The following is a 12,857-nucleotide window of genomic DNA, read 5'->3' as shown; positions in this document are numbered from 1 at the left end:
TCCGTTTTTTGTACCGATGTTTATCCTTCATCGACTATCCATACGCTTTTGCATGTAAAACATCGGCGAGTTGGTTAAGATGTCAATGCGTTTTATTCAGAGGCAGCGGATTCATGGCAAGAAAAACCAAGGCAGAAGCCGCCGCGACACGCGAGGCGCTTCTTGATGCGGCCGAAGAGATGTTTATACAGCACGGCGTCGCGCGCACATCGTTGGAGCAAATTGCTCGCCATGCCGGCATGACCCGTGGTGCTGTTTATTGGCATTTCAAAAATAAGGCGGACTTATTCCAGGCCATGCTGCAGCGTGTGCGGCTACCCTTTCAAGATTTAATCGAAGAACTGGACGACCCGGAGTTAGCCAAAAAACCGCTGGAAGCCATTCGTCTGGCGTGTCTCAGTGGCTTTCAACGCTTGGAGCGCCCCCGTTACCGCCGTGTGCACGCCATTTTAATTCACCACTGCGAAGTTTTTGGCGATATCGACCCGCTGGCCATGCAGAACGAAATGGCCGATGAAGCGCTTGGCGCGCTTCACGACTATTTTCACTGTGCCGCGCGCCTTGGCCATTTGCGCGACGATATTCCACCGGCACTCGCCGCAAAGCTGCTGCAGTCCATGCTCGGTGGCCTGTTTCATGACTGGCTGCGCAATTACGAGCGCTTCTCCATTTATGAAGAAGGCGCCCGTTTGGTCAAAACGCAGCTCGCGCTGATGCAAGCCCCACCCGCTGAGTGAAGTGGCGATTGGGCTCTACCCCTGTTCGGCCTTTGAATCTCGGTGTTCGCGCCCGAGCAGGATATAGAAGGCTGGTAACACGAAAATCGTAAACAAGGTCCCAATACCTAGCCCAGCGCTGATGGTGAGGCCGATGGCAAAGCGACTTTCCGCCCCGGGGCCGATAGCCAACAGCAACGGCACCATCGCGACGATCAGCGCCGCCGACGTCATGATAATCGGACGCAGGCGGATAGAAGCGGCTTCAATCACGGCATCAACCTTGTTAAGCCCGTTCTCCTTCTGCAGCTGATTGGCGAATTCGACAATGAGAATGCCGTTCTTGGAGACCACGCCGATCAGGGTGATCAACCCCACCTGGGTGTAGATATTCATGCTGGCGAAGCCAAGCACGATGAATGCCATGGCGCCGGCCACTGACATCGGTACCGACACCAGAATAATGAACGGATCTCGCCAGCTTTCGAACTGCGCGGCAAGCACCAAGTAAATGACCAGCAGCGATAGGAAGAAGGTCACCATCAGGGCACTGCCCTGGGTGGCCTGCTGCCGGGTCTGGCCGGTGTAGTCGTAGCTGAAGCCTTGGGGGAACACCTCGGCGGCAGTTTGCTCCATGTAATCCATGGCAGTACCCATGGCAACACCAGGTTTGACCACCCCCTGCAGCGTCAGAGAGTTCTGCTGGTTGAACTGGGTTCGGCTGGAAGGCTCCACATCGTGTGTAAAGCTTACCACGCTACTCAGTGGCACCAGTTCACCGCTATCGGTGCGGATCTGATAGTCGTTCAGCTTCTTTTCATCCAGACGGAATTGCCGATCCACCTGAGGAATGACCTGATAGGAGCGCCCTTCCATATTGAAACGGTTGATGTAACCGCCGCCCAGCATGCTTGAAAGGGTCTGGCCAACGTCCTGCATGGATAACCCCAAATCCGCCACGCGGTCCCGGTCCACATCGATACGGGTAACAGGCCGGTCGAAGTTAATGGATTTCTGCAGGAACATGAAGTTACCGCTACCCATTGCCGTGCCAAGCAAGTCATCGGCCACCTGATTGAGCTGCTCGTAGCTGTTACCCGTCGAAATCACGAACTGGAACGGCAGGCCTCCACCTGAGCCCGGCAGTGCCGGAGGAGGGAATACCGCCGTTTGTAAGCCTGTGACCTTTCTCAACTCAGCATCCAGCTGGGGCTGCACCTCAAACTGAGACATCTCCCGCTCGCTCCAGGGCGCCATCTTGAAACCGCCGAACACGGCGTTCGGGCTGGTAATCCCGATGATCATGAAGTCTTCTTCATAGCCGGGTAGCGTCGACATGCGGTTCTGGGCCTCGGCCCCTTCCTCTTGCAGGTAATCCAGCGTTGAGGTCTGCGGCCCTTGTCCCTGATAGAAAAGAATGCCCTGGTCTTCCGTGGGCGCCAGCTCGCTTTGGCTCATGGTTACCATGAAATAGATAGAGCCAAGCACCACGACCGCAAAGAACACCACAACGGATTTGGTCTGCATCAGCGATCTCAAAACCGACTTATAGCCATTGGCAAGGCCATTGAAAGCGCCTTCCACCAGCTTCTCAAACCGGCCGGGATTGCCATGAGGCTTGAGCACCTTGCCCGACAGCATAGGCGACAGAGTCAAGGCGACAATCCCGGAAATCACCACGGCGCCGGCCAGCGTAAAGGCGAACTCCGTGAACAGGGACCCGACGAGCCCCCCCATGAAGCCGATCGGCGCATACACCGCCACCAGCGTGGTCGTCATGGCGATAATGGGCACCGCCATTTCACGGGCGCCGTTAATCGCCGCATCAAAACGGGACTCCCCCTTTTCGATGTGACGATGGACGTTTTCCACCACAATGATGGCATCATCCACCACCAAACCGATGGCCAACACCATAGAAAGCAGCGTCAGCAGGTTCAGGGAAAAACCAAACGCCAGCATAAAAAAAGCAGCCCCCACCAGGGAGAGCGGGACGGCAACCGAAGGCACAATGGCCGCTCGAAGGGAGCCTAAGGAAAGAAACACCACCACCAATACAATGACCAGAGCCTCTAACAGTGTCTTGATCACTTCGTTGATGGAGTCTTCGATGAAATCCGAGGCGTCGTACGCCAGGCGCACGTTTAGCCCCGACGGCAATTGGCGCTCGATCTCTGGCAATTCCTCTTTCACTAGCCCCGCCACGGTCAGCGGGTTTGCGCCAGGCGCCAGCTCAATCGCGACATAAGTCGCCGGCTGTCCTTTATACAAGGCCAACTGATCGTAGGTCTGGGAGCCCAGCTCGACCCGGGCAATATCCTGAAGGCGAATCTGGGAGCCTTGGTACTGCTTAACCACAAGGTTGCGGAACTTGTCTGGATCAGCAACATCCGTGTTGCTTGTCATGCTGATTTCGGTGTAGGTACCTTTGGTATTGCCGACCGCGGCCTGATAGTTGTTGGCGCGCAGTTTGGCCACCACTTCTTGGGGGGTCATATCCACGGCCGCTAAGCGTTCCGGGTTCAACCACACCCGTAAGGCGAACGTTCGCCCTAACAGTCCCGCCTTACCCACACCGGCAAGAGCCTGTAATTTTGGCTGTACGACCCGAGTGAGGTAGTCGGTAATCTGTGGAACCTCCAGCTCCTCACTGTAGAAGGCGATGTACATCAGCGCCGTGGAATCCCCTGTGGTAGAGGTGATCACCGGGTCCTGAGCTTCGGCTGGCAGCACGTTACGCTGGCTAGCGACCTTGGCCTGAATTTCTGCGAGTGCCGCATTGGCATCGTAGTTCAGCTCCATCTCCGCCTTGATGGTGGAGGTACCCTGGGTACTGGTGGACGTCAGGTAATCAATTCCGCTGGCTTCAGCGATAGCCTGCTGCAAGGGGGTGGTGATAAAGCCTTTAATCAGGTCTGAACTCGCCCCCGGGTAAGCCGTTGTCACGGTGACGGTGGTGCTTTCCAGCTTTGGATACTGGCGGATTTCCATGTCCATCGCCGCCCTTATCCCTAACAGAAGGATGAGCAAGCTGACCACCGTCGCGAGCACCGGACGGCGGATAAAGATGTCAGTGAATCGCATTACTCAGATGCCTCCTGCGGTTGCTCATCTTCCTGTATCTCGACCTTCTGGCCGACGCGTAGACGAAGCAATCCCTTAGCCACCACCGTTTCACCCGCCTTCAAGCCAGACAGCACCGCCGCCCGCGTGTCACGGGTTTCACCGGTGGTGACGGTGCGCCGGTTGACGGTCAGTTCTCCGTTGTCATTTTCTTCGATCACGAACACGTAATCGCCATAGGTGTTATAAGAGATGGCCGTACGCGGCACCGTGATAAATGTCTCATCCTCTGGCTGTCGCGTCTCGATGGTGGCAAACATGCCCGGCCGCAGGCGTTTCTCAGGGTTATCCACCGTGGCACGAACGCGCACGGTGCGGGTTTCAGGGCTGACCGAGGTATTAATGGCGCTGACGCTGCCTGCAAATATCTGCTCTGGAACCGCCGCGACCGCCACGCCCACCGCGTAGCCCGTCGCCACATTGGGTAAATCTTTTTCCGACAAGGTATAATCAACGAAAATTGGATCCAGCATGTTGATTTCCACAATCGGAGTGCCGGTAGAAATATACTCTCCCTGATCCACCATGCGGATACCCAGCGTGCCGTCAAACGGCGCCCGAATAATCTTCTTGTTAAGCTGTGCTTCCGCTTCGTTCACCCGAGCCCTGGCCGCGTCAAAGTTGGCCTTAGCTTCGTCGTACTGGGATTGGGAGACGGCATTCTTCGCCAGTAGATTGGATATCCGTTGGAAGTCCTGCTCCGCCAACTGGGCTTCGGCTCGACGAGTGCGTAGAGCGGCTTGATCAATTTCCGAATTCAGCCGAACAAGCACATCCCCCTTATTGACGACATCACCGGAGTCGAAATTGATCTCCTCAATGACACCGGGTAGCTCATTCGCCACCTCGATACCGTTCACGGCTTCGATACTGCCCACGGCCTTGATGGAAGGCGTCCAGCTTTCCGTTCTGGCCTCGGTCGCGGAGACTTGGATAGGGGCCTGGGGCTGAGACTGTTGCTGTTGCATCTGGCCAGACTGGTAAAACTTGTAGCCAAAGATGCCTCCTAACACGACACCAAGGAAAATGATGACAATCAGAAAGCGGAAAGCAATGCGCATAATGTAAGTCCTGTCACTCCGTAACAAGTGATGCAAGTTTCAAAAGGTAAAAAGCGGATCGTCGACGGGCATCAGCCCTCGCGCTGTGGGCGTTGTCCAATATGGGTCACGCTGCTTTCGCTATCTTCGGGCAGGGTGAACTCCACGCTCTCGCCTTCCAGCCACGCATTAACCTCTTCAAGTGCGGCGACATCGAGCGTGCCCGCTTGTTGGCGCAGGGTCAGCAGGTTAATCACATAGTCATAGCGGGCGCTGGCGTGGTCAGCGATCGCATTGTACAAACTTTGCTCAGCGTTCAAGACATCGACGATATTGCGCGTGCCCACTTCATACCCCGCCCGGGTGGCATCCAGCGCGCTCTGGTTAGAGACGATGGCTTGTTTTCGCGCCTCAACGGTAGCCACGTCATTACTCACTTGGGTAAAGCGCGAGCGTACTTGCTGTACGGTTTCACGACGCTGATCCTCGAAGTCGTACTGGCTGGCTTCGAGTAAGAAGGTGTTTTCCTGAATCGTCGCGGTGGTGGTCCCGCCGGTATAAAGCGGGAGCGAGGCGCGAACGCCTACCTGGCTATCGGTGTTATAGCCCGACGTGCCATCGGCGTCGCTATCGGCATAGTTATAGTTGGCAAAGGCATTGACCGAAGGCAGGCGCTGCGCCTCGGCCAGCGCCAACCCACTACGGGTTAGCTCAACGCCGGCTTGGCTTGCCAGTACAAGCGGGTTGTTCTCAACGGCAAGCTCTACCCAGTGCTGGCGATCATTAGGCGCAGGCGTCTTGACGGGCATCGCCTCGCCCAGCGCCTTGATGCTGTCGTAGCGCTCGCCGGTTAAACGCTCTAGGGCTTCAAAGCGCACTTGTAGGTCGCTCTCCGCGGCAATGCGGGTCGCGCGCGACTGATCATAGGCTGCTTTGGCTTCTTCCACTTCGGTGATGGCGATCAGCCCGACGTCAAACTGCTCACGTGCCTGCTCAAGCTGACGCCCAATCGCGCGCTCCTGCGCCCGGCGCGCTTCAAGCAGCTCATAGGCGCGTAAAATTTCAAAATAGGTGGAAGCGACATCAATCAATAACTGCTGCTCGGTAGCGGCCAGTTCATACAGCTGACGATCGATCTGGCGCTCCGCCCGCTCCACCTCGCGCGTGGCGATGGCATCAAATAGCGCCTGGGTCGCTTCAAGCGATACGCTGACGCTATTGATATTGTCATCGATGGCCGCTGGGGCAAATGCCGGGTTCGATACACGCTGACCGCTCGTCTGGCTTTCGTAAGTACGGCTATGGGCCACACTGCCGGTGGCACTGACTTGCGGTAATAGCGCCCCTTTTGCCGCTTCGCGCGCCGACTCCGTACTGCGAGTGACCAAGCGCGCCGAACTAAGCGCCGCGTTATGATTCAGCGCATCCTGGGTAATCGTGAGCAAATCCGCCGACCAGGCGGGGGCTCCCCAGGTCGCTGCCACTAGGGTGGGCAAAAGCGTACGTCGCCACCAAGCGCCTTCGCGCGTCAATGGAAGAGCAGAAGGAAGTCGCAGCATGTCATCATCCTCGTTAATGATCCGTCGTCAGGCACAATATACATACATTGTCGCATGTTCATAAGCGCTTGCCAGGGCCTTGTGTGTTTTTGCACGTTTTTTACCCTATAACGTCTGCCCGCCAACTACGCTATGCTGCAATGCAATACCTACGATATTGCCCCACCAGAATAGGAGCCGCCCTTTATGGATGCCGTTGCCATTGTCCCCGTGGATTCGCTCGATATCGCCGTGCGCGTCTGGCACCCTGATGCGCCGCATACGGTGATCGCCTGGCACGGCCTGGCACGACACGGCGGCGATTTCGAGCAGCTTGCTCGCCTGCTCGGCCCCAAGTGGCGTGTGCTGGCGCCCGACACGCCGGGGCGCGGGCTCTCCAGCTGGTCTTTCTACCCCGCCCAGGAGTATTTATACGCTCACTATATGAAAGTAGCACTCGCGGTGCTGGATCACTTCCAGCTCGATAGCGTGCCTTGGGTCGGTACTTCGATGGGCGGGCTGTTAGGCATGCTCCTCGCCGCGGACAGCGAGGCCGCCCCCCGGTTTCAGTGCCTAGTGCTCAACGACGTTGGCCCGGAACTTGAGCCGCAGGCGCTCGCGCAGATGGCCACTTATTTCGCCACCTTGAAGCGCTTTAGTACATTTGCCGCGCTAAAAGAGGCGCTCAAGGAAAACTATCGGGGGTTTGGTATCGATCAGGAGAGCGAGTGGGACGCGATGGCCACCGCCAGCGCTAGGCGTCTGCCCGATGGCGCCTGGACGTTTCATTACGACCCGCGCATCGGCGAGCAGTTTATCCACGACACGCCGCGGGATATGTGGTCGGACTGGGCCCAAATCCGCTGCCCTTTGATGCTGATTCGCGGCGAGCAGTCACCGCTCATCACGCCTGAGAGCGTGGAAAAAATGCGCCAAGCACAGCCGGAGATGACCACGCTGGAAGCGCCCGGCTGCGGCCATGCGCCCATGCTCAACGTGGAGAGCCAAGTCACACCACTGCGGCACTTTCTTGAGCACCACGTCCCCGAAGCAAAGGCCAGCTTATGGCAGCGGTTGACCGAGCGCATAAAGCAGCGCTAACCCGACAGTTTGGCCACACAGCGCTCCACGCCGCGGCGATAAGCACCGCCAAACAGCAACAGGTGGTTGAGTAGCGGGTAGAGCTGAAACAGCGCTTCGCGCCTTGGCCAGTCGGCCGGGGCGTGGCCATTCCAGTAGGCCTCGAAAAACGCCTCCCCCGGGGCGCCAAACAGTGTCAGCATGGCAAGATCCACCTCAGGTAAGTGGTAGTAGACGGCAGGATCGATCAAGGCGGGGCCACTCGGCGTATAGAGGACATTTCCCGACCAGAGATCGCCGTGAACCAAACGGGGGGCCGTATCCGGCAACCACGTCTCTAGCGCCTCGGCAATGGCCTCGATACGCCGGCGCAGCGGCTGATCGAGCAATCCCCGCTCATGGCAGGCCGCGCTGAGGGGCAGCAGCCGGCGCTTTCGCTGAAAGTCCCGCCCATCGGCCAGCGGCGCGTTGGGTTGCGGGGTATGGCCACAGGCATTGTCTTGGTGCCAGCCGTGCTGCTCGCCGTGGTGTGCGTGTAGCGCACGCAAGCCCTCGCCCAGCGCGGCGCCGTCGCTTCGCCCGGACGGGTTTAGTGCCTCCATCACCAGCCACTCTCCGGCTTGGCCGAGCACGTCAGGGATAACCAGCGGCGTTTGCGCGGCTTTTAACGCCTGAAGCCCGTCGGCCTCGCCCTGCAAGCGCGTGGCGGCGTCGTGTTTGACCACCACCGTGCCTTGGCGCGTTTCAAGACGGTAGACAGCGGCCATATCGCCGCCGCTAAGGGCTTGAAGATTGCTTACCGGCGTCAGCTTCTTTTCTTCCAGCAGGCTCTGTAAGCTAGGGGGAATGGATGGAGACGTTGGCATAAATCAGGAGGCTCCCATGTATAAACTTGCCTTTTTTGTTCCCGTCGAGGACGCCGCGCAGGTGAAGGAAGCGATCTTTGCCACCGGCGCCGGGCGCATTGGCGACTACGAGGCGTGCTGCTTTGAGACCCGCGGAACGGGGCAGTTTCGCCCCCTCTCCGGTGCCAACCCCTATATCGGTGAGCCTGGGGCGCTGGAAACCGTCGACGAGCTCAAGGTCGAACTGGTCTGTCAGGACGACCTGATTAATGAGGCCGTCGCGGCGTTAAAGCGGGCCCATCCTTACGAAGAGCCCGCTTACGAGGCATGGCAGCTGGCGGATCTGTGATCACGCCCCCCTCAGGCACTGCCAAAATAGCGCTCACGATCTTCCGGGGTGACCGTGCCCGTGTGCAGAGGGAAGTGCCCGCTAGGGCGGTCCTGGTAAAAGTGGCGCAGCGTTTGCTCAATCGTCGGGAACGCCAGCGCCTCCCACGGGATTTCATGCTCCTCGAACAGCGCCACCTCTTCGCTCTCCGCCCCGGCGCCAAAATCGCCGAGCAACTCAGCGCGGAAAATCATATAGACCTGATTAATGTGGGGCAGGTCGATCAGCGTGTATAGGTTCGCGAGCGAAACCTCGGCGCACGCCTCTTCCAGCGTTTCCCGAGCGGCCGCCTGTTGGGTGGTTTCGGCGTTCTCCATGTAGCCCGCGGGCAGCGTCCAGTACCCCTTGCGCGGCGCAATCGCCCGGCGGCACAGCAGCACTTTACTGCCGCTGACGGGCAACGTACCCGCGACGATGCGCGGATTTTGATAGTGCACCGTACCGCAGGCATCACAGAGATGGCGCGGACGGTCGTCCCCTTGCGGGACGGCAAAACGGACTTTCTCACCACACTGACTGCAAAAGTTCATCGCGCGCTCTCAACAGGCCACAACAGAGGTCAACGCTTGACGCCAACACCCGCTGCTGATTAAAAAGAAAGAAACCCAATGGAATGCCCATGTTAGAGAAACTGCGTGAACGGCTGCAACACCACACGCCTCAACGCTTGAGTCACTTGCCGTTACCCGAAGCGGCGGTGCTGCTGCCGATCGTGACCCGGGATGCCCCTACCCTGCTCTTTACTCGCCGGGCCAGCCACTTGAACACCCACAGTGGCCAGGTGGCGTTTCCCGGCGGCAAGCGCGAGCCACAGGACCCAGACCTTTACGCCACGGCGCTGCGCGAGGCGCAAGAAGAGATTGCGCTCGCGCCTCGCTTGGTGCAATCTCTCGGCCGTTTGTCGGATGTAATCTCGCTGCACGGGATTCGCGTCACGCCCTGGGTAGGGCTGATCCCGCCCGATCTGCCACTAGAAGCCGACCCGAATGAGTTAGACGCCATTTTTGAAGTGCCGCTGACCTACTTTTTTGAAGATCAACGCACCCATACCGACGTCATTACCGTCGACGGAGTCGTGCATTATGTGCCCAGCTACCGCGTCGATGGCCACATTATCTGGGGCCTTTCGGCCATGATGCTGGTGGAACTGCTTGCTGAAGGCTTTGGCATGCCGATAGACCTTTATCAGAAACCACCCGGCGCCCTGCATCACTACCCGGAACGCACCTCGTCACCCCGTACCATGCCTAAGAGAAACCGCCCGTCATGACGCCGACCACTTTATCCTCAGCGGCACTTTTTAGCCCCGCGACGCTCAACGCGCTCGCCGACGCTCTGGTCGAACAGGGCTGGTTCGTGGGCCAAAACGTCATCGATGCTAAGCTGTGCCACACCCTGCATCACGAGCTTGAGCAGTTGGCGCACCACAACGGCCTGAGCGAGGCGGGTATCGGACGGGGGAATGCGCACCATCTGCGCAAGGATATTCGTGGTGATGCCATCCGCTGGCTGAATCGCGAAAGCGACGCTCAGCGCCACTATCTGGCCGGCATGGCAGAACTTCAGCAGACATTGAACCAGGCGCTATTTTTAGGGCTGTTTGAATACGAAGCGCACTTCGCCCACTACCCTGCGGGCGCGTTCTATCAGCGCCACGTCGATAGCTTTCGCGGCCGCGCCAACCGCGTGGTATCAACGGTGGGCTACTTGAACCCTGAATGGCCCGCCGACGGCGGCGGCGAAATGGTCATTTACCACCCGGAAGACCCCGAGCGCGAAGTCGCCCGCGTCGTCCCCGAAGCCGGCACCTTTGCCTGCTTTCTCTCCGAGACCGTGCCCCACGAAGTGCTGCCTACCCGTACTGCCCGCGCCAGCATCGCCGGGTGGTTTCGCCGCAACGCATCGCTCGGTGGCATTCTCGACCCGGCGCGCTGAGCCATGGATACCCCGGAAACCTTGCGCGCCCGAGTAGAGGCGCTGGAGGCGCGCAACACGGAGCTGGAAGCACAAAAGCGCCACTACCAATGGCTCGCTGAAAGCACCACCGACTTGATTTCACGCCATGCGCGCGACGGCACCTTTCTTTACGCCTCCAACGCCGCGCGCGAGTTACTTGGCTATGAGCCCGAGGAGTTGATCGGCGTCTCGGCGTACCAGCTTTTCCACCCCGCGGATTTAAGCGACCTACTCAATAAATCGCCCCGGGTTTACTATCACAATGGCTTTTATCAGCAGACCTACCGCTTCCGGGCGAAAAGTGGTCGCTACGTGTGGTTTGAAACCACCAGCCGCACGCGTCGCGACCCCAAAACTGGCGAGCTGATCGATATTTTGAGCGTTTCGCGCGATGTGGGGCGGCGCATTCAAGCCGAGGCGCACCGCGAACGCCTCGCTCAGGTGGTGGAGTCGAGTTCGGATTACGTCCTTTTTGTCGGGGCGGACCAGCACATTTTCAGCGCCAACGAGGCGGCGAGGCGCCAGTTTTCCCTGCCAAGGGAAAATCCCCACGCCCCGCTCAGCCACGTCTATACCGCTGCCTCACTTGAAGTGTTGGAACAGGTCGTGATGCCCGCGGTCACCCGCTACGGCTCCTGGAGCGGCGAGCTGGAAATGCGCGGTCGCGCCAGCCATCTACCGGTGCTCAGCGTGGTGCAGGCCCATCGTGGGCGCGGCGCCGAGCCGGGCCACCTTTCCCTGCTCAACCACGATATTCGGCTGCGTAAGGCGGCCGAAGAGCAGGCAAGGCGCCATCAGGAGCAAATCGCCCACGCTAACCGCTTGGCCACGATGGGAGAGTTGACGTCTAATATCGCCCATGAGCTCAATCAACCCCTCGGCGCCATGGCCAACTACGCCAGTGGCGCGCTGCTACAGCTTCGCACCCACCCCGAACAGCCTGCCCACCGCTTGGCACACCCGCTTGAGCAGATCGACCAGCAGATCCAGCGGTTGGCGAAGCGGCTTCGCCATATCCGCACCTTCGTTCGCAAAGGCGGTACGCAGTGCCGACCCGTGGCCCTTTGCGAGGTCATCGACGCGGCCTGGTCGCTGTGTCAGTGGCAGTACCAGCAGGCGCGCGTGCAGTTTCTGCCGGTGCTGCCGAACACGCCGGTATCGGTCAGCGCCGACCCCGTAGCGCTAGAGCAGGTCATCGTTAATTTACTGCTCAACGCGCTGGAAGCCAGCCGCCACCAGCACGACGCCAACCGCGTGCAGTTGAGCGCCGAGGTCAAAGAGAAGCGTCAGGTAGCGCTGCATGTCGATGATCAAGGGCCGGGGGTTCCTCAAGCGCAGCGGGCGACTATTTTTACCGCCTTCCACTCCACCCGCGCGGAGGGCTTGGGCATGGGGCTGGCGATCAGCCGCTCGCTCATGGAGGCGATGGGCGGGCAGCTTAGCGTGAGCGAAAGCCCCCTGTTTTGCGGCGCGCGCTTTACCGCTACACTGCGCAGCGCTTCCCCTTAACCGCCGGTTGGAGAACACATGCCCAACACCACCCCCGCCACCATCGCGATTGTCGATGACGATCAGGCGCTACGCGACTCGCTGGCGTGGTTGCTAGCCTCCGTCGGTTTGGAGGCGCAAACGTTTGCCGACGGCGAGCGGTTTTTAGCCGCGCCGGTCACTTGGCAGGTCGTGCTGCTGGATGTGCGCATGCCGGGGCTCAGCGGGCTGCAAGTCCAGCAGCAGCTCGCCGATCACGGCCAAAGCGCCCCGGTCATCATGATGACCGGCCACGGCGATGTCCCCATGGCGGTGGCGGCATTAAAAAACGGCGCCTTCGATTTTATTGAAAAACCGTTCAACCACCAGCAGCTCATCGATAGCGTGCAACAAGCGCTTGCGCTCGCCCAACAGCGCAAGCAGCGCGATCTCTCAATGGCAGCGCTACACGAGCAGTTCAACGCCTTACGCCCCAAAGAGCAGCTCATCGTCAAGTATGTGGCCGAAGGCATGACCAGCCGGGAAATTGCCACTCAGATGGCGCTGAGCAGCAAAACGGTGGAAGTTTATCGCCAGCGGGCGATGAAGCAGCTTGGCGTCACCAATGCCGCCGCGCTGGTCCGTTGTGCCGTGGCGCTTGGCGTGGTAGCCCCCTTGAACGCCACGCCGCCGCCTTAACGTCG

Annotated in this window: 12 protein-coding genes; 7 read left to right on the top strand and 5 right to left on the bottom strand. The window is 59.3% G+C overall.

The features are described from left to right. Positions 1-113: 113 nt before the first annotated feature. A complete protein-coding gene (locus tag BQ9846_RS01960) occupies positions 114-737 on the top strand; it encodes a TetR family transcriptional regulator (protein ID WP_075878933.1) in 624 nt (207 codons plus the stop codon). A gap of 15 nt (positions 738-752) precedes the next feature. Here the strand turns inward: BQ9846_RS01960 and BQ9846_RS01955 are convergent, their stop codons facing one another. From BQ9846_RS01955 to BQ9846_RS01945, 3 genes are all read right to left on the bottom strand, one after another. Next, a complete protein-coding gene (locus BQ9846_RS01955) occupies positions 753-3,800 on the bottom strand; it encodes an efflux RND transporter permease subunit (protein WP_075878932.1) in 3,048 nt (1,015 codons plus the stop codon). Beyond that, a complete protein-coding gene (locus tag BQ9846_RS01950; RefSeq protein WP_075878931.1) occupies positions 3,800-4,900 on the bottom strand; it encodes an efflux RND transporter periplasmic adaptor subunit in 1,101 nt (366 codons plus the stop codon). The genes BQ9846_RS01955 and BQ9846_RS01950 overlap by 1 nt, the downstream gene beginning before the upstream one ends. A 71-nt stretch (positions 4,901-4,971) precedes the next feature. Continuing rightward, positions 4,972-6,438: a TolC family outer membrane protein gene (locus BQ9846_RS01945; RefSeq protein ID WP_075878930.1), complete on the bottom strand. Its 1,467-nt coding sequence runs from the start codon at positions 6,436-6,438 to the stop codon at positions 4,972-4,974. A 186-nt stretch (positions 6,439-6,624) separates the two neighbouring features. Between BQ9846_RS01945 and BQ9846_RS01940 the strand changes: the two genes are divergently transcribed. Then, complete coding sequence (locus tag BQ9846_RS01940; RefSeq protein ID WP_075878929.1) at positions 6,625-7,518, top strand: alpha/beta fold hydrolase; 894 nt, start codon at positions 6,625-6,627, stop codon at positions 7,516-7,518. Here the strand turns inward: BQ9846_RS01940 and BQ9846_RS01935 are convergent. Further along, positions 7,515-8,363, bottom strand: coding sequence for a fructosamine kinase family protein (locus BQ9846_RS01935; RefSeq protein WP_075878928.1), 849 nt, complete (start codon positions 8,361-8,363; stop codon positions 7,515-7,517). The two genes, BQ9846_RS01940 and BQ9846_RS01935, sit on opposite strands and share 4 nt — an antisense overlap. Before the next feature lie 16 nt (positions 8,364-8,379). Between BQ9846_RS01935 and BQ9846_RS01930 the strand changes: the two genes are divergently transcribed. Further along, positions 8,380-8,691, top strand: coding sequence for a YqfO family protein (locus BQ9846_RS01930; RefSeq protein WP_075878927.1), 312 nt, complete (start codon positions 8,380-8,382; stop codon positions 8,689-8,691). Positions 8,692-8,702: 11 nt separating this feature from the next. On the opposite strand, the gene BQ9846_RS01925 is transcribed toward BQ9846_RS01930, so the two are convergent. Continuing rightward, positions 8,703-9,260, bottom strand: coding sequence for an NUDIX hydrolase (locus BQ9846_RS01925; protein WP_075878926.1), 558 nt, complete (start codon positions 9,258-9,260; stop codon positions 8,703-8,705). An 89-nt stretch (positions 9,261-9,349) separates the two neighbouring features. Here BQ9846_RS01925 and BQ9846_RS01920 point away from each other — a divergent pair, with 89 nt between their 5' ends. From BQ9846_RS01920 to BQ9846_RS01905, 4 genes are read left to right on the top strand one after another with little or no spacing between them, the layout of a single operon-like run. Then, positions 9,350-10,000, top strand: coding sequence for a CoA pyrophosphatase (locus BQ9846_RS01920; protein ID WP_075878925.1), 651 nt, complete (start codon positions 9,350-9,352; stop codon positions 9,998-10,000). Continuing rightward, positions 9,997-10,665, top strand: coding sequence for a 2OG-Fe(II) oxygenase (locus tag BQ9846_RS01915; protein WP_075878924.1), 669 nt, complete (start codon positions 9,997-9,999; stop codon positions 10,663-10,665). Before BQ9846_RS01920 ends, BQ9846_RS01915 begins: the two co-directional genes overlap by 4 nt. A gap of 3 nt (positions 10,666-10,668) precedes the next feature. Next, positions 10,669-12,195, top strand: coding sequence for an ATP-binding protein (locus tag BQ9846_RS01910; protein ID WP_075878923.1), 1,527 nt, complete (start codon positions 10,669-10,671; stop codon positions 12,193-12,195). 18 nt (positions 12,196-12,213) lie between these two features. Then, the gene (locus BQ9846_RS01905; RefSeq protein ID WP_075878922.1) at positions 12,214-12,852 is read left to right on the top strand and encodes a response regulator transcription factor; all 639 of its coding nucleotides are present in this window, start codon (positions 12,214-12,216) and stop codon (positions 12,850-12,852) included. Positions 12,853-12,857: the final 5 nt, after the last annotated feature.

The organism is Vreelandella massiliensis (assembly GCF_900155385.1).
Classification (GTDB): Bacteria; Pseudomonadota; Gammaproteobacteria; order Pseudomonadales; family Halomonadaceae; genus Vreelandella; species Vreelandella massiliensis.
The sequence above is the reverse complement of the archived record's forward strand: the minus strand, read 5'-3'. Positions and strand labels throughout refer to the sequence as shown.